Genomic DNA, 25,762 nt, shown 5'->3' on the forward strand with positions numbered 1-25,762 from the left:
TAAACATAGTATTTAAGGTCTCTTTTGTCTATTAATGAATTACTTTTTTAGCTAATGACGTAATATAATTAAAAAATGCATCGTGTTCTACGTGATTGACTACATTGATGTCGCGACCGTGACTTTCATCTATAAATGTTTTACCTTGGCTAGGTCCATTAGTCATTACAGAGGCTTTTACTTGTTGTTGTTTTACAAGCTCAGGTTTGCCTACATAAGCAGTAGTTAATACATCCCATAAAAAATAAGTCGAATTGGTTTGGAAATGTGTAAGTGGTGGCGCGGCAGCATAACTAACACCTAAAAAATCAACGCCGATATGATGTCGCTCTTGTGCCCACATTTGTCTTACTTGCCATGTTAAAGGGACTTGATTCGTACTTTCTAAAGCAATCATATCTATTTGTATCGTAGTGTTAAACACTGTCGAAACTGCTTCTGGATCCCAAAATGCATTCCACTCTGCAGTACCATCATGTTCTGGTTCTTCAACGTTTCCTTTATTTAAAAATGTACCGCCCATCCAAACTAAGCGTTCAATTTTATCTTCGATTGTAGGCGCTATGGTTAAAGCTTTTGCTAAATCTGTGAGTGGACCGGTAAATAATAGCGTAACTTTGTTAGACGCTTGTTGTAATTTCTGCACAATATCTTCGGCTGCACTATGAGTGGTTTGAGATGATAATTCATTAGACGCTTCGTTTAAAATAGGTAAAGCATCCATGAAGAAAGCATGCATTCGCCATTCTTTAGGAAAAGGATTCTTACCTCTCTCTGTAGAAGCGGCCACGTCCAATTTACTGTGGCCAAAGCGATTTATGATTTTTTGAGATGCACTCGTGGCAGGCTCAACATAACTGTCCGCACCAATAGCGCTTACTCCGATAAGACTAACATTCTCCATTTGTAGTAATAAAAATAGTGAAATTAAATCATCTACGCCACCATCGTGATTGAAATAGATGTGCTGCATATATAAGCCCTCCCTTTAGTTATTATTTTAATTATAGCATGACGCTTTTGGGGAAAATCACGGAATAATTAATAAAGCCTGAGACGTGAAGTTGTCTCAGGCTTTTATATTATTTATTTCTATTAGTCATAACTTCATTGATACCTTGCCAGTAAGGAGAGGTTTGTTCTAAGTTCTCTACGTAATCGAAAGTACTATCTCCAAATAAGCGTCGAGCTTCTCTTTCGTAAGCTGTCTGGCGTGCTTCTGTCATTGTATCGTCGTGATATACGTCATCTTTATTGAGGTCAGCAATTGCCATCATTTCTTTTAAAGTCATTGGCATAGGACCTGCATGTGCTAAGAAATTAACTGAGTCATCTAATTGCTGCATGTAAGCAAATTTTTCAGTGTCTTCAGCGACCTGTTTCTTTAACATCACTGACACACTATGATGATTAGCAACATTGCTATTTACGTCATTAACAAATTGAGGTAATACAGTACTATCTGAGAATGTACCACCTAGATATAAATCATGTTGTTGATAATTACTATCTTTTATAATCTCAACTTGGCTTGTATCACCATAAAAGAACCATTTTGCAACGGCTTCGCCCGAATGGCCATTATCTAAAGGACAGAATTTGTCTTTAGCCGCCAAATATTGTGAAGATGGTGTAGGATCGTCTAGACCTTTTTGAACAGCTTTAACAAGTTGTTCTGTATTTTTAGCAATAAATCCAGGCAATTCATCAGTCGATAAATTTAACCCTCTTAAAGCTACGTATTCTTCAATATCATAAATATAATGAACAATAGGACGCTCAGTTGGTATGAAATCAAAGAAAACACTTGAATAATCAGAAATAATTACGTCCGTAATGTTTAATAACTCATTCGTTGCAATATCATTCGGTGGCAAAATAATATTTTCAGGAAGTTTTATGTCTTTTAACAGTCCTTGCGTTATTGTATGGCCACGGAATAGTATATTGGCATCCAATTTAGCCAATTGTGACAAGTCATGGACGAGTTTTTCTGTATCGAAGCTGTTTCCTTTTTTATTTTCGCCACGCCATGTTGGTGCATATAATACGATTTTTTTAGTTTTATCTAGATTATTAATATGATTTTTCATATATTGTTGTAATTCTGAACTTGCATTTAACGTTACATCAATACGAGGATAACCTGCTTTAGCCATTTCCCCCGCATGAATACCTTCAATTGAATACGCTGATTTTTGTTTTCCTACCATAAAGTCATTTGGTGACAAAATATGTGTAGCTTGAAGAAGATTTCTCGTACTACCAGCTACACCTAGCTGTGTACCAGCGCTATCACGACCAACAGTTTTATAAAAGATACCATGCGTCGTTTGTAAATATTTTTGTTCAGGTTTACGTGTAATAAAATCGCTAAATGTCGAGTTACATATAAGGTATTTAGCAATAGAGATATATTTAAAATAAGCATCTGAATTACGTTTTACAAAAATAATATTATCTTTATCTCTAAGTATTTTTGGAATGTTATTAAAGTTATTTACAACCCAAACATGTGTAAAATCTTCAAAATCCTTATGATTTAATACATAATCAAAAACGCCGGCTGGGTTACACATTACGCGTGCGCCACTTAAACTTTCATAGAAAACCATTTTGTCATTGACGTTGTAGTGATTGTAACTAATACCGTAACGAATAGATAATTTTTTAATATTTTTTTCATAAGTTGCTTTACCCATATTGCTTGGCATACTGAAAAGTTCAGCTTCATCATAGGCAGCTAATGCTTGGTCGTATTTACCTAATTTATTATAAATGCGCGCAAGTCTACGATAATTGCCAGGACGATGTGTTTGTTGACGCTCTATAGCACTTTCAAACCATTTTTCTGCATTTTTAAAGTCACCAATATCTTCATAACTAACTGCTAAATTATAATGCCATGGAGATAATACTTTATCTCTTTGTAACGCTTGTTCAAAATAGTGAATCGCATTTTGAGGTTGTTTTAATTTTCTATAAAGTAAACCTATTTCATAAATTAAATCGGCATCATCGGGTAGGACATCCAATTGATTAATAAAGGCATCGATTGCCAATTGCCAATGCTTATGTTTTTCATGGATAACGCCGATGCCCCAAACATGAGCTTTCTCATCTTCGCTTAAATATACTGCTTCATCAAAGTGATTATCAGCATCACTTGTAGCATCTAGTTTAAGCTGTAAAAGGCCAAGCGCGTAATTTATATTTCCAACTTCTCTTGCTGAATATTGATCTACATTGTTATTAATTGTGTGTTCATAGTATTCAACAGCTTCTTGATAGTTATGCTGTTGTTCTAAATGAACTGCTAATTGAAACGATTTTACGACATCAGTCGGATGAGAGGCTAAATATTTTTTTATAAATGGTACTGCTTTCTCATATTGCTTATTCTTTTTATAAGCGTCTATGATTAATAATAAAGCCTCTGAATTTGCTGTATAACGTGCTAAATAACGATTAGCATGTTGAATTGCTTCATCATATTGTTTCAGTTTTAAGTAATAATGCGCTATTTCTAAATTTAAATCATAGTCATTAGGGTGTTGTGTTAAATATTGAGATAAATAACTAACTGCCGTTTTAGTATTATGAAGTTTCAAATGAGTTTGTGCGAGTTTTAATAAAGCTTGGCTATCTTGAGGGGAATACTTTAAATAATCCTCTAAGCATTTTATTAATTGTTCGTTATTATTTAGTTGTTCAAAAATGAATGCCTTTTGTTTATAAAATAAATGTTGCTGTTCTTTAGTTTCTTGATTTATTGCTTTATTAATATAATGCAATGCTTCTTTCCATTTTTGTTGATTAAATGCTAACTGTGAAAGTTCAGCATAATAACTAGCTTGTTTCTTTAACAAGGGATATAAATTTTTTAAACTGTCATATTTAGCTGCATCGTCTGTAGGGCCCTTGTGCGTTTTATATGAATAGTAAGCCCCAGGCAGTTTCATAATGTTTTTAACTTTTTTTAAATTATTTTGAATAGGCACTTGCATACATCCTCGTCTCTACTACATATTAGCTGTTTTTATGAATAGCTAATCGTATTTGATTTAATAGAATCTCAGACGAATTATACTACATTTTATGCAATATTAAAAAGTATGAAAAATAAAATTAAACAATATATAAAGTGCTAATTATAGTAATTATAATATTCCCGAAAACTATAAATACTTTATATTAAATAGATATAGCATACTTAAAATTTAAAAATAAGCGTAACTAAATATAATTAAAAAATCGTAAAATTAAATTGTTACTTTTGGCAATATTGTGTTTATTAAAACTTTAATAGGTTATTTGTTTATATAGATACAAATAAGGGGTGTATTAATTTGAAATTTAAAAAGGAACGCGTTAATTACGTCGATTCAGATAAGACTACGAAAAGTGTCGTTGCTACAGGGATAGGTAACGCTATAGAGTGGTTTGACTTTGGATTGTATGCACAATTAGCAGTTATTATAAGTCACAATTTCTTTGGCAATATGCCACAGGAAATTCAAATGGCATCAACATTCGCAGTCTTTGCATTTGCGTTTATTGTTAGACCATTGGGTGGAATATTTTTCAGTCATCTAGGGGATAAACATGGCAGAAAATTAGTCTTGGCGACAACGATTATACTTATGGCAGTGTCTACATTAGCGCTAGGTTTATTACCAACACAGCATCAAATAGGTATATGGGCACCGATATTGTTACTCGTAGTTAGAATGATACAATCATTCTCTACTGGTGGTGAATATGCTGGCGCAATGACATATATAGCTGAAACTTCTCCAGATAAAACACGAGGCAAATTAGGTAGTGGTTTAGAGATTGGTACGCTTAGCGGAAGTATTATGGCGGCTATATTAGCTGGTATAATGTATTCATTATTAAATGATCAACAAATGCAAGATTGGGGTTGGAGAATACCATTTATTATCGCAGCGCCATTAGGTATTATTGGTCTTTTCCTACGTTCTAATTTAGATGAAAGTCCGGCTTATGAATCAACATTTGAAGAAAAAGAAGAATTAGAATATTCATACAAGGATATTTTTAAATATTATTGGAAAGACGTGCTAGTTTGTTTTACAGGTGTAGCATTTTTAAATGTAGCTAACTATATGGTGTTATCATTTATGCCATCGTTTTTAAATAGTACATTGAATCTTGGTGGCACAACGAGTTCTATCTTAAGTACGATTACAATGGCCGTTATGATTCCAGCTGTTTTCTTCTTTGGTTGGTATAGTGATAAAATTGGTAATAAACGAGCAACTATGTTTGGATTAGTAGGTTTTAGTTTATTTTCAATTTTAGCATTTTATTTAATGAGTATTCCGTCTATACCCGTTGTCATGATAGGGCTATTTATCATCGCTTTATTTATGTCAACATTTGAAGGTGTTATGCCTTCCGTCTTACCTAGTATGTTCCATACAAAAGTAAGATTAAGAACATTATCTTTAGTATATAATATTGGTGCAGCAGTGTTTGGAGGTTTAACGCCGTTTATTCTTTCTACACTGGTTAGTACAACGGGACAAAAAATCGCACCTTCATACTATTTAATGTTTATAAACGTTGTTGGTTTGATTATATTTGCATTTATGTTCAAATCTACTTCAAACAAATCGTTACGAGGAGCTTACCCAAATGTTGAAAATCGTTCAGATTATGAAGAAGTGATTAAAAATCCAAAAGATGCATTATGGTGGGATAAAGAGTAAGAAGTAAAATTTGAATAATAGGTCTATATTTGTACAAGCATCACTTGTACAAATATAGGCATTTTTTTATGTATACACGCATATGTTAATAGGTACAAAAAATTAAGTTTAAATGTTACCATGATTTTTGGTATTTGAGTTACATGAAAAAGTACTAAATATAAGCTTGAAAGAAGGTCGAAATAGCAAAATTTCACTATAATAAAGAAAAAAATAAGTAAAGGTGTACAATTACAATAATATTTTTTAGGAACTTTGAAAACACGTTTAAGCATTGGTGTTGTGCGATTTGTTAAGGTATTTCTTTTGAAATACCTTATGGTAATTTTATCCGTTAAATGAATAAATAAGTAACATAAGAAATTGCTTTATTACTACAAATCAAACGGCTGAGAGTTCATTTACTTTAAAATGTCAAATATGCAATTATCGCTTGTATAATGTATTAAAATACAAAAAATGTTATATCGAATTTCAATTTGACTGATTTGTAAATATGCGTATAATTACAGACTATACAATAAATTGAATATAGTTGTTGTGCAACTTAAAATTTCGGTTTTTAAAGACGAAAAGAGTAGGGGTTTTTATGGATAAAAAGGAAACGAATAGCAAGATTAATCTGCCACAACTTGTGCTATTAGGTTTAGGTTCACTAATAGGTTCAGGTTGGTTGTTTGGGGCATGGGAGGCTTCATCATTAGCTGGGCCTGCCGCAATTATTTCATGGGTTATTGGTTTTATTGTAATCGGAACGATAGCTTATAACTACATTGAAATAGGAACAATGTTCCCGCAATCTGGTGGTATGAGTAACTATGCACAATATACCCACGGCTCTTTATTAGGGTTCATTGCCGCGTGGGCAAACTGGGTTTCACTAGTAACAATTATTCCTATTGAGGCTGTATCTGCAGTTCAATATATGAGTTCATGGCCTTGGGATTGGGCGAAACCTATGCATCATCTGATGGCAGATGGATCAATTAGTAACATTGGTTTATTAGCAACATTCGTAATTATTATAATCTTTTCATTATTAAACTATTGGTCGGTTAAATTATTAACTTCATTTACAAGTTTAATTTCAATCTTCAAATTAGGTGTACCGTGTTTAACTATTATCATGTTAATGATTTCTAGTTTTGATACAGGTAACTATGGTCATTCAGCAAGTACATTTATGCCATATGGTAGTGCACCTATTTTCGCAGCTACAACTGCTTCAGGTATTATTTTCTCATTTAATGCTTTCCAAACTATCATTAATATGGGTTCTGAAATTACAAAACCTGATAAAAATATTGCACGTGGTATTGCAATATCATTAACATTAAGTGCTGTACTATACATTATTTTACAAAGTACGTTTATTACTGCTATGCCATCATCTATGTTGCATAATAATGGCTGGGCAGGCATTAACTTTAATTCACCATTTGCTGACATGGCGATTTTATTAAGTTTAAACTGGTTAGCAATCTTGTTATACATTGAAGCGTTCGTATCTCCATTTGGTACAGGCGTATCATTTGTTGCCGTAACAGGACGTGTATTACAAGCAATGGAACAAAATGGTCATATTCCTAAATTCTTAGGTAAAATAAATAAAAAATATCAAATACCACGTATTGCTATTATCTTTAATGCAATAACTAGTATGATAATGGTTTCGTTATTCCGTGATTGGGCAGTGTTAGCAAGTGTTATTTCAACTTCTACATTAGTTGCTTATTTAACAGGTCCAACCACAGTAATTGCTTTACGTAAAATGGGGCCAAAAATGCACAGACCATTCCGTGCAAATTTACTGAAAGTTATGGCGCCACTTTCATTCGTACTCGCTTCATTAACAATTTATTGGGCGAAATGGCCGACGACTGCAGAAGTTATATTTATCATTATTTTAGGTTTACCAGTTTATTTCTTCTATGAATATAAAATGAATTGGAAAAACACTAAAAAACAAGTTGGTGGTAGCCTATGGATAATTATTTATTTAATTGCACTTTCACTACTATCATTTATTGGTAGTAAGGAATTTAATGGTATCAATTTAATACACTATCCATATGATTTCTTAGTAGTGGCTATTGTTGCGCTTATATTCTATAAATTAGGTACAATCAGTCATTTCGAAAGTATCTACTTTAAACGCGCTAAGAAGATCAATAAAGATATGAAAAAAGATTTAGATGAACAACAAGCTACAGAAGAAAATAATGAAGCTAAAGCTTAATAAATATTGAACAGTAAAAAGTACCAACGTGCATTGATGCGCGTTGGTACTTTTTTGTTAATTTTAAAAAATATATGTATTACTTTGGACATGCAACCTTCTAATATATTTGCATAAGAAATGCATATTATATTTAATGAGTATTTGGTGCTCAATATTATTTCTAATCATACAATATTAAATAAAAATGTCGTTATCTAGGTATTTTAAAGAATTTGGAAAAGGGAGTGAAATATCAAAAACATGTTTGACTTATTAAAAAATGAGGTGTATGATAACGAATATTAATTCAATTTTCAGAATAAATAATTAAAAGGAAGAGGGTTATGATGAACGATTTAATCGCACATACAGATTTATATAGTTCAATCAACTATAGTCCGACAAAATTAGTACTAAGTGAAGGAAAAGGCTCTAAAGTTTGGGATATCGATGGTAATGAGTACATTGATTGTATATCAGGCTTTTCAGTAGTCAATCATGGTCACTGTCATCCTAAGATAGTTGAAGCTTTTCAACAGCAAAGTCAAAAAATAACAATGATTTCACGTGCGTTATATAGTGAAAATTTAGGGCAATGGGAAGAGAGGATTTGTAAATTAACGAACAAAGATAAAGTATTACCGATGAATACTGGAACTGAAGCGATAGAAACTGCTATTAAGATTGCACGTAAATGGGGAACTGATGTTAAAAAAATTCCTGAAAATGAAACAGAGATCATCGCTATGAATGGTAATTTTCATGGGCGTACATTAGGTGCTTTGTCATTGTCTTCGCAAGATAGCTATAAGCAAGGTTTTGGCCCCTTATTAGATAACATACATTATATTGATTTTGGCGATGTTGAACATTTAAAATCATTAATTAACGACAAGACGACTGCTATTATATTAGAGCCGATTCAAGGTGAGGGTGGTGTTAATATACCGCCAGATTACTTTATTGAAACAGTTAGAGCATTATGTGATGAGCATAATATTTTATTTATTGCCGATGAAATTCAAGTTGGTTTAGGCCGTACTGGTAAAATGCTAGCGACAGAATGGGAAGGTGTAGAAGCTGATATCTATTTACTTGGTAAATCTTTAGGCGGTGGACTTTATCCTATCTCAGCAGTACTAGCTAATAAAGAGGTTATGGAAGTATTAACACCAGGTACTCATGGATCGACATTCGGTGGTAACCCATTAGCATGTGCAGTGTCGATGGCAGCACTCGATGTACTCGTTGACGAAGATTTAATTAATCGCTCTGCTGAATTAGGTCAAAAATTACTTAATCAATTACAACTCATCGACAGTGATTTAATTACAGATGTTAGAGGTAGGGGTTTATTTATCGGTATTGAACTAAATGAAAACGCACAACCACATTGTTTAGAAATGATTAACCAAGGCGTGTTATGTAAAGAAACACAAGGTAATATTATTAGAATAGCGCCACCATTAGTTATTAGTGAAGAAGAAATCAACAAAGTAGTTGAAGTAATAACAAATGTATTAAAAAAATAAATAAAAAAGACCGAATATTCTGAAAGGAATGAATGAAATGATTGAAGTTGGCATCGTAGGTGGTAGCGGCTATGGGGCGGTCGAATTAATCCGTTTATTACAACATCACCCTGAAGTGACAATTAAATACATCTTCTCACATTCAAAAGCTAATGAACCATTAAGTCATACTTTTCCACATTTAAATCACTTAACATATCAATTTGTATCTATTGAAGAAACGACTGTGGACTGTGATGTAGTATTTTTCGCTACGCCATCTAACGTAAGTAAACATCTTGCGCCTCGTTTTTTAGAACAAGGAATTAAAGTTATCGATTTATCTGGTGATTTTAGATTAAAAAATCGCGATTTATATCAACAATTCTATGGTGAAGAAGCGGCACCTCAAGCTTTATTAGATGAAGCGCATTATAGTATCGCAGAGTGGTCATCGATAAAAGAAGCGAATCTTATTGCGAATCCCGGTTGCTTTCCCACTGCAACTTTATTGGGGTTACATCCTTTAGTCGAAGAACAATTAATCGACTTAAAATCTATTATTGTTGATGCCAAAACTGGCGTGTCAGGTGCAGGAAGATCATTAGCGCAACATGTTCATTATGCTGAAATGAATGAAAACTTAAGTGCCTATGCGATAGGTAAGCATAAACATAAGCCTGAAATTGAACAATATTTATCTGGAATTGCGGGACAACATGTCGGAGTCACATTTACACCTCATTTAATACCTATGACGAGAGGTATTTTAGCAACTATATACGTGAATTTAAATAAAAAGATGACTGTCGAAGCACTATACAACTTGTATCGAGATAAATATAGCAATGACAATTTTGTCAGAATCAGAGATATTGGAGAATTTCCAAAAACGAAAGAAGTATATGGTAGTAATTATTGTGACATTGGCGTTTATGTCGATGAATCGAATAATCAAGCAATCATCGTGTCAGTGATCGATAATTTAGTCAAAGGTGCAAGTGGCCAAGCGATTCAAAATTTAAATAAAGTATTTAACTTAGAACAGATGACTGGATTAAATCAATTACCAGTTTATCCTTAAAGATTGGAGAGATGGGATGCAAGATATACAAAAAATAGATGAAGAAAGTAAGTTTAAAATAGATGAATCTGGAGATGTAAGCTCGCCACTTGGTTTTATTTCCGGTGGTTTACATACTGGATTAAGAAAAAGTAAACATGATTTTGGGTGGATATATTCGACGACAGAAGCGCAAGCGGCTGGCGTTTATACGTTGAATCGATTTAAAGCCGCACCCTTACAATTAACTCAAGATAGTATTGCCGTTAATCATACATTACAAGCCATCGCTGTTAATTCTGCGTATGCCAATGCGTGTACTGGTGAACAAGGTATGAAGGACGCGCAAGATATGCAAAATTGGGTTGCCACTAAATTAAACATTGCGAAACATAATGTTGGCGTTGCTTCTACAGGCGTCATTGGTGATTGCTTGCCGATGGATAAAATTCAATATGGTGCCGATCACGTTCTCGAAGAACAATATAACGTTAGTGAAAATTTTAATAAAGCCATATTAACTACTGATTTATTTCCAAAACATGTTGCAGTTGAAGTAGACATTGATGGTCAAAAGGTTACTATAGGTGGAACGGCAAAAGGTTCTGGCATGATTCATCCAAATATGGCTACAATGCTTGGTTTTATTACTACGGATGCGAATATAGCTGCTTCGAAGTTACAACAAGTATTAAAGTCTGCCATTGATGCTTCTTTTAATATGATTACTGTGGATGGGGATTGTAGTACGAATGACATGGTATTATTTATGGCTAATGGTCAGGTTAATCACAATGAGTTAGATGACAAGCATCCAAATTGGGAAGCGTTCGTAGCTGCAGTGCAATATGTTTGTAGCACTTTAGCTAAATCTATAGCTAAAGATGGTGAAGGCGCAACTAAGTTAGTTACTTCTAAAGTGACGGGGGCCGAGAATATTGATGAAGCACGTAAAATAGCTAAAAGCATAGTGTCATCTAATTTAGTTAAGACAGCTATTCATGGCGAGGATGCAAATTTTGGGCGAATTGTAGCAGCAATTGGATATGCCTCGGAAATGGTTAACCCTAATGATACATTTGTAACCTTATGTGGATTGCCAGTCGTTGATAAAGGCGTATTTTTATCATTTGATGAAGAAGAGATGAAAAAACGTTTAAGAGAAGACAATATAGTTATTAGTGCTCAAGTGGGTAATGGTGAAGGTCAGGCCGTGGCCTATGGTTGCGATTTGTCATACGATTACGTAAGAATTAATGCTTCGTATAGAACGTAAAGGAGAATCTTTATGGATTATATAGTGATAAAAATTGGTGGTAGTACATTAACGAATTTAGATGATTCAATTATTGATGATATATACAAACTGAAAGAACAAGGTTATAAACCCATTATCGTGCATGGTGGTGGACCATTTATTAATGAGGCGCTGAGTCATTATAATGTTGAACCGGAGTTTAAAGATGGTTTGAGAGTGACTTCGGAGCAAGTACTTGATGTTACTTGTCAAACATTGATTGGAAAAGTTAATCCGCAAATAGTAACCAAGTTAAACAAAAAAGCCCATAGTGCAATAGGTTTAAATGGTATGGATGCACAATTTTTCGATGTTGAACCACTTGATGACAAATATGGTTATGTAGGTACGCCTACATGTATTAATGCCGAACTATTAAGTCACATAACTGCCCAGTATATTCCTGTAATTGCATCTATTGGTTTAAAACAAGGGACTACGCAACAATATAATATTAATGCTGATACATTAGCTTATAAAATAGCAGAAGCATTAGCTGCGCCATTATATATTTTAAGTGATATTCCCGGCGTTTTAATAGAAGATAAAGTTCAACATTCTCTTAGTGCTACTGATATAAAACGCTATATTCAACAAAACCACATATATGGGGGTATGATTCCTAAAGTGGAAGATGCAGTATTAGCTATTAATAATGGGTGTGAAAAGGTAATTATTGCTGCAGGTTCTGAACAACACATTGTTCAAAAAGTGCATGAAGGTCAATCTGTAGGCACTACCATTCATTAAAAAAAGAGGTTAAGTTGCGACGTAAATGCGTCGGGGCTTAACCTCTTTTTACTATAGAGCTAAATTATTTTGTATAAGTTGTTAAAAGTTCTTTATAAAAATCGATGAATTGTAAATATTTTTCTTTGCTTACACATTCGTCTAATTGGTGAGGGTTTTCACCAGGTCCAAATACTAATAGTGGGAAAGATTCATCTTTGCTTTTTAGTAAATTAGATGCGTCTGTTACAGCAACTGTAGGTGACGCGATGAAGTCTCTATTGAACAAACGATCACCAATTGATTTAGCAGTATCGATTAATGAGTTTTTACCTGTTGTTAATACAGGGTCTAAATCTAAATAAAGATCACTTTCTAAAGAACCGCCATTTTCATTGTGTTTAGATAAAGTTTCATTGAATAGTGATTTAACTTGATTGTTATCATATTCAGGTATAGTACGAATATTAAAGTCGGCAGTAGCTGACTCAGGTACTGAATTGACTTGTACGCCACCGTTAATTAATGTATTGCTTATTACTAAACCACTTAACACATCTTCAACATCGTCTTTAGTAACGTTGTTTGGTAATGTTTTATTAAAATTGGAAATTAAGTTAGAGAAATCAAATGCTTCCCCTTTAACGTCTCTAGAAATTTGTTGTGCAGCATCATCAATATCTTGAATAAATTTAAGTAATGGTGTGATTGCATTTTTACCTATAATTGGCATAGAACTATGCGCTGATACGCCATTAGATTTAATGCGATAATCCATTGAGCCTTTATGTGCATATACGAGCATATCTTGACAAGGTTCGGCAATGACAAGTGCTTCAACATCGTCCATATAACCTTTTTCGTATAAGCTTTGTGAACCTAATTGTTCCATTTCTTCACCGGTAGTGGCTAAAAATCTAATTTTACCATTAGTTAATGCATTACTATTGTGAATATCGATAAGTGAAATTGCTAATGCAGCTAAGCCAGATTTCATATCTGCGGCGCCTCTACCATATAAAAAACCATTATCTTCAGTTAATTTAAATGGTTCATATGACCATTGTGAACGGTCGCCTTCAGACACAACATCCATGTGACCTGAAATGCCAATGACGGGGCCTTGGTCACCAATTTCAGCGATTAAATTTGCACGACGTTCATCGACTTGGTCGATTGTAGATTCAATGCCGTGTTTTTGGAAAAGATTTTGAAGATATTTACAAACCTCAAGTTCATTATCATTAACTGTGTTAATTTCCACAATATCTGATAAAATCTGTACTTTTTCTTCGTTAGAAAATGTACTCATGTTATACCACTCCTTTGACAAACTATACAAAGTATACACCTCTCTAATTAATTTGATAAGCAAAGCGTTTTGATAATGAATTAAATTTGTTTTCATATTTAATATTATTAGTTAACTTTTATTAGAGTGAATTGGCCATTTTGAAATATAAAGAGAGTGCATAGGATGTGTTAAAACAATTGTCTGAAATATTGTTAATACAGGTTTTTAGACGTCCAGTAGTCTTAGCCGATGGCCAAAATACAAACGATATCAAGTTGTAAAACAATGTATTTAATTAGTAAAAGAAAGGGCTTGTCAAAAATATGTTAATGATGTATTAATGGATTTAAGGTGTTGAGTTGAGAAAGGAAAAATTAATGTGGAAAGATTAGTATTAGGCATTGATGTTGGGACGAGCTCAATCAAGTCCTTAGCAGTTAATGACAGAGGTAAGATAATTGCTTCTGCGAGTTCGCCGTTAACAATTCAACATGCTTATCCTGGTTATAGTGAACAAAATCCCGATGAATGGGTTTCAGTAACGATTGAAACGATGAACAACGTTATAAATAATTTGAAACAAAATCACTCTGATTTTGAAATAAACGGCATATCATTTTCTGGTCAAATGCATGGTTTAATTGTATTGGACAATGAATACAAAGTGATTAGACCAGCAATATTGTGGAACGATACACGTTCTACCGCCCAATGCGAAATGATTAAATCCCGACTAGGTGAAATTGTGTTGGGTAATCCAGTGTTAGAAGGGTTTACGTTGACTAAATTGATGTGGCTAAAGCAACACGAACCAGCCCATTGGTCTAAGACGAAAGTATTTTTATTGCCTAAAGACTACGTGCGTTTCAAATTAACAGGTGCGATCAATATGGAATTGTCCGATGCGTCGAGTACGTTGTTATTAGATCCATCGACAAATGAATGGTCAGAAGATGTAGGTAGACAATTTGGTATTACGAATATTTATCCACCACTGGTTACTTCGGATACGCAAGTAGGATTTTTGAAACAGTCGATTGCTGAAAAGCTAGGCATTTCAAATAAAGTTGCAGTATTTGCAGGTGGTGGTGATAATGCTTGTGGCGCAATTGGGGCAGGCGTCATTGAACCTAATCAATCGCTATGTAGCATTGGAACATCAGGTGTAATATTGTCCTGTGAATCAAAGCAAGATGCCGAATATGGTAATAATATTCATATGTTTAAGCATGCTGTGAATAATTTATCTTATGCTATGGGTGTGACGCTCTCGGCTGGCTATAGTTTGAATTGGTTTAAAAATCAGTGTGCACAAAACGACTCATTTGATGAACTTATGTCATATGCCGAACAATCTAAAATTGGTGCACAAGGACTGATTTTTGCACCTTATCTAGCGGGTGAACGTACGCCACATGGAGATGCTAATATTCGAGGTAGTTTTATTGGATTAAGTGGCATGCATTCACTTGGTGATATGGCTCGTGCAGTTGTAGAAGGAGTTACTTACTCATTATACGAGTCCATAGCATATTTGCGCACGCAAGGTAAGCAGATAAATGAAGTTGTAGCTATTGGCGGCGGTGCGAAAAGTGAATTTTGGTTACAATTGCAAGCGGATATATTTAATGCAAAAGTATATAAATTAAAACATGAAGAAGGACCATCTATGGGTGCAGCAATGATAGCTGCTACGGGTTTGAAATGGTACGAAGACATCGGCGCATGTGTGGAACAATTTATCCATAAAGAACAAGTCTTTGAGCCAAATAAAGAGCGGCATGTAGCTTACCAAAGCTACTTTGAAGTATATAAAGCAGTTTATAATCAAACGCAGCCTCTTACTAAAAAGTTAGTTGAGTTAACTAAACAAAGCACGCATAATTAATTTACAAAGTAGTTTGCAATTTCTAAAAACTTGAGTTACATTAACATTATTGATTCATTGATTTTCACAAACCAAACATTAACAATTTTATATAGACCACTGGAAGTGCCTTTACAAAAGGCTGAGATCGAAATCGTCATTTCGAAATTCCCGGAACCTGATCCAGTTCATACTGGCGTAGGAAAGTGGCGTTACTTAGACGATTTTTATATTTGAGTATAAACGTTATTTTTCTATCCAGAAAAATAACGTTTTTTTATTTATATAGAGGTGAAACCCGTTGTTTGTAGCTATCACACCATACAAAATATTGAATCAACTAGATATTGAACATTACAAAGCTATTTTAGAATATTATGATCACTTAATTATACGCACCCCAATGACAACGCCTCAGCTTATTGATTGGATAACAAGAGCCATTAAACACGGTATTAGTAAAGACAAATTAACTGTGCATAGCAATGTAGACGTATTTATTGCTTGTGCTATGACTTCTATTCATTTCAGTGAATATCATAGCGCCCTAAAAAATTTTAAAACTCAACATCCTCAAGCGATAGTAAGTATGTCTACTCACAGTGAAGAAAGTGTTATTTATGCACAACAACAGCATTGTGATTATGTATTGTTTGGTCATGTTTTCCGTACGTCATCCAAACCGAATCAAGAACCAAGGTCGCAACGCGAAATTAGGCAAGTGCTGAGCAAAGAAATTAAAGTTATTGCACTAGGTGGGGTGAATAGACGTACTTTATCACAATTGCCGGCAGGTTTTGCTGGGGTTGCTGGCATTTCATTATTTTATGACAGTGATAACCAAACTTTACGAAAATTTACAGAGGAGTGGTCAAATTATGTTTGATGTACTCATTATCGGTTCTGGCGTCATGGGCATGTCTGTCGCACGTAATTTAAAGCATAATCAGTTGAATATCGGCATCATTGATAGAGATATAGACGGTATGCATGCTTCTTATAAGGCGGGAGGGATGTTAGGCGCACAAAATGAGTTTTCTAACGATAGTCCGACTTATCGTTTGGCTTTGAAATCTCAGCAGTATTTTAAACACTTGAATGAACAACTTCTATCGGAAGTTGGAAGTGATATTGAATATAAAGAAACAGGATTAATCAAATTAGCATATGAACCTAAAGACAATGACAAAGTGATAGCACAATATAATTTTCTAGCAAATGTTAATCCTAATGTAAGACTATTAGAACAACAAGAAGCGCATCGCTTAACGAGTAATAATCTAAATATTGAAGACATCATGGCATTATATATTCCAAATGATCATCAAATAAACGCAAATAAATATACGAAAGCATTGTATAAATCGTTAGAACAGAACAACGTTGAACGTATACGACATACAGAAGTGACAGCCATTACAAAAGATAAAGGAATGTATAAAGTCATTACAAATAAGGGTGATTATTACGCTCCGAAAGTTGTCGTTGCAGGTGGAGCGTGGAGTCATAAATTATTGCAAGCACAATTAAAAGAACGCCAATTAACTGGCGTTAAGGGTGAAGTCATATTGATGGAACAAGAAGATTTAGATTTGCAGTCAACAATATTTATGACGAATGGTTGCTATTTAGTACCGAAAAATAAAAATAGAGTGCTTATTGGCGCTACAAGTCATTTTGATGACTATTCAGTGGGTGTATCGCAAAGTGGTGTAGATTGGTTAATGGAAAGTGCTACGCGACATATACCTCAACTGAAGTATGCACGTAAACTGAAGCAGTGGTCAGGCGTTCGTCCGCATATTGGCAATGAAATTCCGATTATGGACGAAATTGAAAAAGGATTATTTGTCATTACTGGCCATTATCGAAACGGTATTCTATTATCACCAATTGTAGGTGAACTGATGAGTAAATGGATTGTTACAGATACGAAACCACAAATACTAAATGATTTTACTGTAGAAGGATGTGTGTTAAATGGAAGTCATGATTAACGGCGACACATTTAAATTTGGCGAACAATTAACGTTATTAGAAGTATTGCAGCAACTAGAAATAGATGAACAGCGCGTCATTGTTGAACATAATAGTAAGTTAATCAAGCAAGACACATTTGCATCGCAAGTTGTTTCGGCAAATGACAAATTAGAGCTATTAGAATTCGTTGGAGGCGGTTAATATGTTTAAAATTGGACAATTCGAAATAAATTCTAGATTATTACTAGGTACTGGGAAATTTGAAAATGAAACAATACAAACAAAGGCAATTAATGCTGCAGAAACTTCGGTATTAACTTTTGCGGTCAGAAGAATGAATTTATACGACAAAAATTTACCTAATCCGTTAGCAAATATAAATTTACAAGATTATATTACTTTCCCTAATACAGCTGGTGCCAAAACGGCAGAAGAAGCAATTAGAATTGCGGAAATAGCTAATCATGCCGGCGTTTGTGACATGATTAAAGTAGAAGTAATCGGTGATGATGAAACGTTATTACCTGACCCGTTAGCTACGTATGAAGCATGTAAAGTGTTATTAGAAAAAGGTTACACAGTATGTCCATACGTTTCTAACGATGTCGTATTGGCGAAGCGTCTTGTAGAATTAGGCGTACATGCCGTTATGCCACTTGCATCACCGATTGGTACGGGTAGAGGTATCAATAACCCATTAAATCTACGCTATATTATCGAGAAAGTAGACGTCCCAGTGATTGTTGATGCGGGCATTGGTTCTCCTAAAGACGCATGTCATGCGATGGAACTGGGTGCGGATGGCATCTTATTAAATACAGCTATTTCAAGTGCGCAAGACCCTGTTAAAATGGCCGAAGCTATGAAGTTAGGCATCCAAGCTGGTAGATTAAGTTATGAAGCGGGGAGAATACCAGTTAAATATACTGCACAAGCTTCAAGCCCTGTAGAAGGCATTGGCTTCTTATGACAAATCGTTATAATCGTCAAACGCGTTATCAACGTTTTGGCGAACAAGGTCAACACTGCTTGCAGACCATGCATGTCATGATATTAGGAGCTGGTGCGCTTGGAAGTAACATCGCAGAGATGTTAACGAGAATGGGTGTACATGAAATATCTATTATTGATATGGATATTGTAGAATTAAGTAATTTACACAGACAAGCATTGTATGATGAAGACGATGCCAAACAAATGTTACCAAAAGTTGAAGCATTAAAAAGTAAATTAAACAAAATTAATGCGTCAACAAAAATTAATACTTTATATGAAGAACTGACTGCCACAAATATTGAAAAAATATTAAGTGACCACCATCCAGATATTGTGATGGATGGCATGGATCACTTTGAAATTAGATACCTTATCAATGAAGCTTGTCATAAATTACAAATCCCTTGGATTTATGGTGCAGCGGTAGGTAGCAAAGGTACTGTGTATGCTATCGATTATAAAGGGCCGTGCTTAAAATGTTTATTACAAGCAATACCCAGTACGGGTGAAAGTTGCGCCATCAACGGCGTCTTACCACCGGTAATCAATCAAGTCGTTAGTATACAAGTGTCAGAATTAATGCGTTATGTCGCTGGTGAAGGATTTTCAAGAAAGTTAATTACTATTGATACGTTTGATTTAAAACACCAAGCAATAAATATTGATAGCTTAAAAAACGACCAATGTCATGTATGTAAAGAAGGCGATTATGAAGTATTAAATAAGAGTCAGACTAGTCAAATCGAAGCAATGTGTGGAAATGCATATTTATTTAGATTCAATACACAGGCATTTAATTATGCAACGTATTTCCCAGGCCATATTATTAAGGAAAATGCATTTGCTAAGTTAATTCAATATAAAGATGTGGATTGTACACTCTTTCGAGATGGTCGCATGAATGTGCATGGCATTGAAGATGATTCAACAGCGCAGCAATTATATGAAGAATTTAATAAGCAATTAAAATAATTGAAAAATGATAATTATAAAAAGAGTGATAAGCAGCTGAATAAGCTTATCACTCTTTTTTTATTGTGAAAGATAATTAACTATTAAAACGAAAATAAATGAAAATAAACAAAAACAAATTTGCATTATAAGAAAAAATGAAATAGAATATAGGAAATAAATGAAAGCGTTTTCTAAAACGTAAAAGGTAAAGGGGTGTCGTTACTTATGCATAATAAATTAGAAAAAATGGGTATGCCGCCGACGTTGCTTTGGGGATATATTGGCGTGCTTATCTTTATGATGGGTGATGGATTAGAACTTGGTTGGATAAGTCCATATTTACAACAACATGGTTTATCGGTACAACAAACAGCAGCATTAACGACGTGTTATGGTGTTACGATAGCAATAGGGTCATGGCTTTCAGGGGTCTTAGTCGAAGTTATTGGACCTAGAAAAGTTATGTTAATAGGGACAACCTTATATATTATAGGACATGCAGTCTTTGCTGGTATTGCAGTACCTTCAGAGCAATTTGGCTTAATGATTCCTACATATGCAATTAGAGGTTTTGGTTATCCATTATTTGCATATTCATTCTTAGTTTGGGTCGCTTATCGTTCTCCACAAAAACGTTTAGGCGCAGCAGTGGGTTGGTTCTGGTTCGTCTTTACAGGTGGATTAAGTGTATTAGGCTCATTTTATTCTTCATTTGCAATTAAGCAAATTGGTTATTTCGGTACATTATGGACTGCTATTATTTGGGTGCTTATTGGAACAGTACTTGCCGTATTTGTTAATAGAGATAAATTTTCATTAGAAGAACGAGAAGGCGGCGCTAAAGAGCATATGAGAGAAATCTTCGCAGGTATTTCTATTTTATATAGAGAACCTCGAGTTGCCATTGCGTGTATCGTACGTATTATTAATCAAGCAGCACAATATGCGTTTCCTTTATTCTTACCGCTTTATTTATCTAAAAGAGGGATTGAAACAACGACTTGGTTAAATATTTGGGGCACTATCTTTATCGCAAACATTATTTTTAATTTAATTTTTGGTGCATTAAGTGACAAGATTGGTTGGAAAAATACAATTAGCTATATCGGTGGCGTAGGCTGTGCCGTATTTACATTAGGTTTATACTTCTTACCGGATTTATTTACAGGCAATGTCTTTGTTGTAGGACTTGTTGGCTTCTTATGGGGTATGTGTTTAGCAGGCTTCGTGCCAATTTCTGCATTAGTACCATCACTTGTAGGTGAAGGAGACAAAGGACCAGCTATGGCAATATTAAACTTAGGTGCAGGTCTATGTGTATTCGCAGGACCAGGACTTGTTTACTTATTCTATAGTACAATAGGTGTAAAAGGTATGATGTTCCTGATTTTCGGACTTTATGCAGCGAGTGCAATTATGACACGCTTCTTAAAAACACCAGAAGAACGAGCTAGAAATAGTAAAAGAAAACAAGCAACGTCTTAAAATAGCTTTGATAAAAGATGGGTGAAAGCACTCATCTTTTTTTATGTCTTAATGTATACAAAATTGTGTATTATAACACTTCGTTTTTAATTAGTTGCTAACAAGAATATTGGTATTAGTTGGTTTTGTTTAGGGTTTAATAATAATTTCCTGAATATAAATATTCAATAATATACAATAAATAGTATAAATATACTTGATTTTTACTGTTTATGTCGTTATGATAGTAAGTAATCTTACAAATATTGGAGAGTGATTTAGATGGGGCGTACACGACTACACTAAAACAATTGCAAGACTTTAAAGGTAAAAGCTTTTTAAAAACTTGTGATTTTTCTTATGAGGAATTAATGACATTAATAGATTTCACAGGTGAATTAAAAGAAAAGAAAAACAGAGGGATTCCACATCCATATTTAAAAGGAAAAAATTTGGCGCTACTTTTTGAAAAACCATCTACGCGTACACGTTCGGCATTCAGTGTTGCAGCTTTTGATTTAGGTGCTACTGCTGAATACTTTGGACAAGGTGATATTCATTTAGGTGCCAAAGAATCTACTGAAGACACTGCGAAGGTGTTAGGTAGAATGTATGATGGTATCGAGTTTAGAGGATTCAATCAAGCTGATGTAGAAATGTTAGCTAAATACGCGAATGTACCAGTATGGAACGGTTTAACGAATGAATGGCATCCGACACAAATGATTGCTGATTTCTTTACGTTGAAAGAAAATTGGGGCACTTTTGAAGGTAAAACTTTAACATATGTTGGAGATGCACGTAACAATGTAGCACATGATTTATTAGTAACTGGTGCAATCTTAGGTGTTAATATTAATATTGCTGCACCGAAAGCATTACAACCCCATGAGGATATTCAACAAATAGCGCAACAATATGCACAACAATCTAAGAGTAAAATATTAATTACCGAAGATATCAAAGCGGCAGTGTATCAAACTGATGCACTTTATACAGACGTATGGTTCTCTATGGGTGAAGATCACTCTGTATACCAACAACGTATAGAGCAGTTGTTGCCGTATCAAATAAATAGTGCGATGTTAGCCAATACATGTAATCCTGATATTATAGTGTTGCATTGCTTACCAGCTTTCCATGATATGAACACACAAATTGGTGCAGAAATTTTTGAAAAGTTCGGTATTACCGAAATGGAAATTAGCGATGAAGTATTCCGTGGAGATCATTCCGTAGTATTTGATCAAGCAGAGAATAGATTACATTCAATAAAATCAATTTTGTCTGTGACGTTAGGCGATGTTTTTTAAAATTAAATAGTAAGTTAAAGGTAGTGTGACTTGTAAAAAGTCATGCTACTTTTTTATATTTCGATAAATGTTTTAATTTGAAAGTTAAAAATGTGCATCTATTTGTAAACGTTTACATTAAAGTGTAAAATATAACTATAAATCTAAGGAGATGATAGTTATGGTGAACTACAATAAGGAACGTATGAAGATTTATGTTTTAGACAATGGTCGCATGAAGATGGATAAAAATTTAATGATTGCCAATTCGAACCAAGCTACGTTAGATCATCCAGAAGCACCTAATGAAATGCATGAATTTCCTATTTACACTGTATTTATTGATCATCCAGAGGCAAAGATATTATTTGATACCGCATGTAATCCTAATGCTATGGGAGAAAATGGTAGATGGATTAATGCCACGCAAAAAGCATTTCCATATTTTGCCGATGAATCTTGTCATTTACCTAATAGATTAGAACAAATAGGCGTCGATCCTAAAGAAGTAGATTTTGTAGTTGCTTCACATTTGCATTTGGATCATGCAGGTTGTTTGGAGTATTTTACGAATGCAACAGTAATCGTACATGATGATGAATTAAGCGGTACTATGAAAACTTATGCACGTAACCAACAAGAAGGTGCATATATATGGGCAGATATAGATGCGTGGATAAAAAATAATTTAACTTGGAAAACAATTCAAAAAGAGGACGACAATATTAAACTTGTTGATGGTGTAAAAGTTTTAAACTTTGGTAGTGGTCATGCTTGGGGAATTATTGGCTTAGAAATCGAAAGTGCAGAACTAGGTACAATAATTTTAGCGTCTGATGCCATTTATACTAAAGAAAGCATGGGCAATCCACCTAAACCACCAGGCATTTTATATGATTCTATTGGCTGGACAAAATCAGTAGAAAAAATTAAGAAACTTGCCGAAGATAAAAATGCGCAAATTTGGTTTGGACATGATGGCGAACAATTTGAAGGGTTCCGTAAATCAACAGAGGGGTATTATGAATAGTAATATCCGTTTTTATTAATGTGTGAAAAAGGGAGAGATTAACTATGAAGACAAGAGCAGCAGTGTTACACGAAATGGGTGCCACTACGCCTTATTCAGAAAGTAAGCCATTGACCATTGAAACATTAGATTTATCTGAACCACAAGAAAATGAAGTGTTAATCAAAATTAAGGCGACGGGTTTATGTCATTCAGACTTATCAGTGATAAATGGTAGTAGACCAAGACCTATGCCGATGGTATTAGGGCATGAAGCGGCTGGTGAAATTGTTCAAATAGGTGACCGAGTGACTGACTATGAAATTGGAGACCATGTAGTTTGTACATTTATTCCAAGTTGTGGTCACTGTATTCCATGTAAAGAAGGAAGACCCGCTTTGTGTGAAACGGGGGCAGCGTCAAATGCCACAGGTGAAATGATAGAAGGTGGCTATCGTTTACAATCTGAAAAAGATGATGTCATGCATCATTTATTAGGCGTAGCTGGATTTTCTGACTATGCTGTAGTTTCAACTAATTCTATTGTGAAAGTAGATAAAGACATTCCGTTTGAAAAGGTAGCAATTTTTGGGTGTGCCGTTATTACAGGTATTGGAGCAGTGATTAATACAGCCCGAGTTCGTTCAGGGAGTACCGTCGCCGTAATAGGTTTAGGTGGTATAGGATTAAATGCGATTATGGGTGCAAAATTAGCCGGTGCAAGTGAAATTATAGCTTTAGATATTAATGAAGATAAATTTGATTTGGCTAAAAAACTAGGTGCTACTGCAGTATTTAACTCAAGCGATGATAATATTGTTGAAGCAGTTAAAGATTATGTACAAGGTGGGGTAGATTTTGCGTTCGAAACAGCTGGTGTAGTACCTGCCATGGACGTCGCCTACAAAATAACAAAAAGAGGCGGTACAACGACATCTACAGGGCTACCAGACCCGAAACATGAATTTGCATTTCCGCAAGTTACATTGGCAGCGGAAGAAAGAACGATTAAAGGTTCGTATGTAGGAAGTTGTGTACCAGACAGAGACATCCCACATTTTATTAAGTTATATAAACAAGGACGTTTACCAGTAGATGAATTACTCACGGATACATTGTCACTCGATGATATTAATGAAGGTTTTGATCGTTTGGCTCGAGGTGAAGCGGCACGTTTGGTCGTGACAATGGATAATTAATATATCAAGACGTTATCACATGGTGGTAACGTTTTTTTATTGCGAAAAGCTAATGTATTCAAATGTAAACTAAATTTTATTTTAGGTTTACATTTATGCTATAATCTATATATCTTAAAGGGGGAAGGTATATGAATTTAGCTGATAATATTTTAGCAGGAGGACAGTTAACAAAGGCACAGGCCTACGATATTTATACTAATAATGATATCGATACAATGGAGCTAGTAAATGAAGCATATAAATTGAGACATCACTATTATGGTAAAAAAGTGAAATTAAATATGATTTTAAATGCCAAAAGTGGCATATGCCCTGAAGATTGTGGGTACTGTGGTCAGTCTAGAGATATGAAACATAAAGAACGTTACGCTTTAGTTTCTCAAGAAGAAATAGAAAAAGGGGCGGCGGCAGCTGATGAAAATAATATTGGTACTTATTGTATCGTAATGAGTGGTAGAGGGCCGAGCAATAAAGAAGTAGACCATATCTCACGTACAGTAGAAAATATTAAACACAATCATCCGCAACTTAAAATTTGTGCATGTTTAGGGTTAGCTAATGAACAACAAGCGGCACAACTTAAGGCTGCTGGCGTAGACCGTTACAATCATAACCTTAATACGAGCGAACGTTACCACGGTGAAGTCGTTTCGACGCATACATACGAACAGCGTGTGAATACTGTTGAGGTCATGAAACAGAATAATATATCTCCTTGCTCAGGTGTGATTTGTGGCATGGGAGAAACAGATGAAGATAGAATTGATATGGCTTTTGCTTTAAAAGAAATCGATGCTGATAGCATACCAATCAACTTCCTACACCCAATTAAAGGGACAAAATTTGGAACTATGGATGAACTTACACCAATGATTTGCTTACGTATATTGGCGATGTTTAGATTAATTAATCCGACGAAAGAAATTCGTATTGCAGGTGGCAGAGAAGTGAATTTACGCTCCTTACAATCAACAGCTTTATTAGTCGCTAATTCAATCTTCGTGGGTGATTATTTAATTACCGGTGGTCAACCGAATAAGTTGGATTACGATATGATTCAAGATATGGGGTTTGAGATTGATTATGGTTTTAATGAATTAGCACAACAAAAATAATAAAAAAGTAGCTTATCGAATAGAGTATTCGTT

20 protein-coding genes and 1 riboswitch are annotated in these 25,762 nt (G+C 34.4%); of the genes, 17 read left to right on the forward strand and 3 right to left on the reverse strand.

The features are described 5' to 3' along the window. Positions 1 to 31: 31 nt before the first annotated feature. Together ISP08_RS01870 and ISP08_RS01875 are read right to left on the reverse strand one after the other, a co-directional pair. A complete protein-coding gene (locus ISP08_RS01870; RefSeq protein WP_195719156.1) occupies positions 32 to 973 on the reverse strand; it encodes a nucleoside hydrolase in 942 nt (313 codons plus the stop codon). A 109-nt stretch (positions 974 to 1,082) separates the two neighbouring features. Continuing rightward, a complete protein-coding gene (locus ISP08_RS01875; RefSeq protein WP_195719157.1) occupies positions 1,083 to 4,001 on the reverse strand; it encodes a CDP-glycerol glycerophosphotransferase family protein in 2,919 nt (972 codons plus the stop codon). A 348-nt stretch (positions 4,002 to 4,349) separates the two neighbouring features. On the opposite strand from ISP08_RS01875, the gene ISP08_RS01880 reads away from it, so the two are divergent. The 6 genes from ISP08_RS01880 (at position 4,350) to argB (ending at position 12,577) form a co-directional block, all read left to right on the forward strand. After that, positions 4,350 to 5,735, forward strand: coding sequence for an MFS transporter (locus tag ISP08_RS01880; RefSeq protein ID WP_048793794.1), 1,386 nt, complete (start codon positions 4,350 to 4,352; stop codon positions 5,733 to 5,735). 589 nt (positions 5,736 to 6,324) lie between these two features. Next, complete coding sequence (locus ISP08_RS01885) at positions 6,325 to 7,974, forward strand: APC family permease (protein WP_048793795.1); 1,650 nt, start codon at positions 6,325 to 6,327, stop codon at positions 7,972 to 7,974. 329 nt (positions 7,975 to 8,303) lie between these two features. Continuing rightward, positions 8,304 to 9,488 carry an ornithine--oxo-acid transaminase gene (rocD, locus tag ISP08_RS01890; protein ID WP_195719375.1) on the forward strand — a complete coding sequence of 395 codons (1,185 nt, stop codon included), beginning with the start codon at positions 8,304 to 8,306 and terminating at the stop codon, positions 9,486 to 9,488. A gap of 37 nt (positions 9,489 to 9,525) precedes the next feature. After that, the gene (gene argC, locus ISP08_RS01895) at positions 9,526 to 10,551 is read left to right on the forward strand and encodes an N-acetyl-gamma-glutamyl-phosphate reductase (protein WP_195719158.1); all 1,026 of its coding nucleotides are present in this window, start codon (positions 9,526 to 9,528) and stop codon (positions 10,549 to 10,551) included. A 16-nt stretch (positions 10,552 to 10,567) separates the two neighbouring features. Then, on the forward strand, positions 10,568 to 11,806 hold the full coding sequence (gene argJ, locus ISP08_RS01900; protein WP_195719159.1) for a bifunctional ornithine acetyltransferase/N-acetylglutamate synthase: 1,239 nt from the start codon (positions 10,568 to 10,570) through the stop codon (positions 11,804 to 11,806). Positions 11,807 to 11,818: 12 nt separating this feature from the next. Beyond that, the gene (argB, locus tag ISP08_RS01905; protein WP_195719160.1) at positions 11,819 to 12,577 is read left to right on the forward strand and encodes an acetylglutamate kinase; all 759 of its coding nucleotides are present in this window, start codon (positions 11,819 to 11,821) and stop codon (positions 12,575 to 12,577) included. Between the two features lie 64 nt (positions 12,578 to 12,641). On the opposite strand, the gene ISP08_RS01910 is transcribed toward argB, so the two are convergent. After that, on the reverse strand, positions 12,642 to 13,868 hold the full coding sequence (locus ISP08_RS01910; protein ID WP_195719161.1) for an ArgE/DapE family deacylase: 1,227 nt from the start codon (positions 13,866 to 13,868) through the stop codon (positions 12,642 to 12,644). A 361-nt stretch (positions 13,869 to 14,229) separates the two neighbouring features. Between ISP08_RS01910 and xylB the strand changes: the two genes are divergently transcribed. The 11 genes from xylB to bioB all read left to right on the forward strand — a co-directional run bounded on the left by xylB (position 14,230) and on the right by bioB (position 25,729). Continuing rightward, positions 14,230 to 15,738 (forward strand): xylulokinase, encoded by a 1,509-nt coding sequence (gene xylB, locus ISP08_RS01915; protein ID WP_195719162.1) that lies wholly within the window; start codon positions 14,230 to 14,232, stop codon positions 15,736 to 15,738. A gap of 91 nt (positions 15,739 to 15,829) precedes the next feature. After that, positions 15,830 to 15,939, forward strand: a riboswitch (TPP riboswitch). Positions 15,940 to 16,018: 79 nt separating this feature from the next. Continuing rightward, the gene (locus tag ISP08_RS01920) at positions 16,019 to 16,603 is read left to right on the forward strand and encodes a thiamine phosphate synthase (protein WP_195719163.1); all 585 of its coding nucleotides are present in this window, start codon (positions 16,019 to 16,021) and stop codon (positions 16,601 to 16,603) included. Continuing rightward, on the forward strand, positions 16,596 to 17,714 hold the full coding sequence (thiO, locus tag ISP08_RS01925) for a glycine oxidase ThiO (RefSeq protein ID WP_195719164.1): 1,119 nt from the start codon (positions 16,596 to 16,598) through the stop codon (positions 17,712 to 17,714). The genes ISP08_RS01920 and thiO overlap by 8 nt, the downstream gene beginning before the upstream one ends. Then, positions 17,698 to 17,898 (forward strand): sulfur carrier protein ThiS, encoded by a 201-nt coding sequence (gene thiS / locus ISP08_RS01930; RefSeq protein WP_195719165.1) that lies wholly within the window; start codon positions 17,698 to 17,700, stop codon positions 17,896 to 17,898. The genes thiO and thiS overlap by 17 nt, the downstream gene beginning before the upstream one ends. A gap of 1 nt (position 17,899) precedes the next feature. Further along, complete coding sequence (locus ISP08_RS01935; protein WP_195719166.1) at positions 17,900 to 18,667, forward strand: thiazole synthase; 768 nt, start codon at positions 17,900 to 17,902, stop codon at positions 18,665 to 18,667. Further along, entirely contained in the window at positions 18,664 to 19,665 is a 1,002-nt protein-coding gene (locus ISP08_RS01940; RefSeq protein ID WP_195719167.1) for a ThiF family adenylyltransferase, read from the forward strand. The genes ISP08_RS01935 and ISP08_RS01940 overlap by 4 nt, the downstream gene beginning before the upstream one ends. A 207-nt stretch (positions 19,666 to 19,872) precedes the next feature. Next, the gene (locus tag ISP08_RS01945; protein ID WP_195719168.1) at positions 19,873 to 21,132 is read left to right on the forward strand and encodes an MFS transporter; all 1,260 of its coding nucleotides are present in this window, start codon (positions 19,873 to 19,875) and stop codon (positions 21,130 to 21,132) included. A 245-nt stretch (positions 21,133 to 21,377) separates the two neighbouring features. Further along, entirely contained in the window at positions 21,378 to 22,424 is a 1,047-nt protein-coding gene (gene argF, locus ISP08_RS01950) for an ornithine carbamoyltransferase (RefSeq protein WP_267904790.1), read from the forward strand. A 160-nt stretch (positions 22,425 to 22,584) separates the two neighbouring features. Further along, positions 22,585 to 23,433 carry an AhlS family quorum-quenching N-acyl homoserine lactonase gene (gene ahlS, locus ISP08_RS01955; RefSeq protein ID WP_048793807.1) on the forward strand — a complete coding sequence of 283 codons (849 nt, stop codon included), beginning with the start codon at positions 22,585 to 22,587 and terminating at the stop codon, positions 23,431 to 23,433. A 44-nt stretch (positions 23,434 to 23,477) separates the two neighbouring features. Continuing rightward, positions 23,478 to 24,611: a zinc-dependent alcohol dehydrogenase family protein gene (locus ISP08_RS01960; RefSeq protein WP_048793808.1), complete on the forward strand. Its 1,134-nt coding sequence runs from the start codon at positions 23,478 to 23,480 to the stop codon at positions 24,609 to 24,611. Between the two features lie 131 nt (positions 24,612 to 24,742). Continuing rightward, positions 24,743 to 25,729 carry a biotin synthase BioB gene (gene bioB / locus ISP08_RS01965; RefSeq protein ID WP_048793809.1) on the forward strand — a complete coding sequence of 329 codons (987 nt, stop codon included), beginning with the start codon at positions 24,743 to 24,745 and terminating at the stop codon, positions 25,727 to 25,729. Positions 25,730 to 25,762 lie beyond the last annotated feature (33 nt).

It is taken from the genome of Staphylococcus lloydii, assembly GCF_015775975.1.
In the GTDB taxonomy this organism is placed as follows: domain Bacteria; phylum Bacillota; class Bacilli; order Staphylococcales; family Staphylococcaceae; genus Staphylococcus; species Staphylococcus lloydii.

Coding starts and splice junctions, on each gene's coding strand:
- ISP08_RS01870 (WP_195719156.1), bottom strand. CDS start 973: ATGCAGCACATCTATTTCAATCACGATGGTGGCGTAGATGATTTAATT.
- ISP08_RS01885 (WP_048793795.1), top strand. CDS start 6,325: ATGGATAAAAAGGAAACGAATAGCAAGATTAATCTGCCACAACTTGTG.
- rocD (WP_195719375.1), top strand. CDS start 8,304: ATGAACGATTTAATCGCACATACAGATTTATATAGTTCAATCAACTAT.
- argC (WP_195719158.1), top strand. CDS start 9,526: ATGATTGAAGTTGGCATCGTAGGTGGTAGCGGCTATGGGGCGGTCGAA.
- argJ (WP_195719159.1), top strand. CDS start 10,568: ATGCAAGATATACAAAAAATAGATGAAGAAAGTAAGTTTAAAATAGAT.
- argB (WP_195719160.1), top strand. CDS start 11,819: ATGGATTATATAGTGATAAAAATTGGTGGTAGTACATTAACGAATTTA.
- ISP08_RS01910 (WP_195719161.1), bottom strand. CDS start 13,868: ATGAGTACATTTTCTAACGAAGAAAAAGTACAGATTTTATCAGATATT.
- thiO (WP_195719164.1), top strand. CDS start 16,596: ATGTTTGATGTACTCATTATCGGTTCTGGCGTCATGGGCATGTCTGTC.
- thiS (WP_195719165.1), top strand. CDS start 17,698: ATGGAAGTCATGATTAACGGCGACACATTTAAATTTGGCGAACAATTA.
- ISP08_RS01935 (WP_195719166.1), top strand. CDS start 17,900: ATGTTTAAAATTGGACAATTCGAAATAAATTCTAGATTATTACTAGGT.
- ISP08_RS01940 (WP_195719167.1), top strand. CDS start 18,664: ATGACAAATCGTTATAATCGTCAAACGCGTTATCAACGTTTTGGCGAA.
- ISP08_RS01945 (WP_195719168.1), top strand. CDS start 19,873: ATGCATAATAAATTAGAAAAAATGGGTATGCCGCCGACGTTGCTTTGG.
- ahlS (WP_048793807.1), top strand. CDS start 22,585: ATGGTGAACTACAATAAGGAACGTATGAAGATTTATGTTTTAGACAAT.
- ISP08_RS01960 (WP_048793808.1), top strand. CDS start 23,478: ATGAAGACAAGAGCAGCAGTGTTACACGAAATGGGTGCCACTACGCCT.
- bioB (WP_048793809.1), top strand. CDS start 24,743: ATGAATTTAGCTGATAATATTTTAGCAGGAGGACAGTTAACAAAGGCA.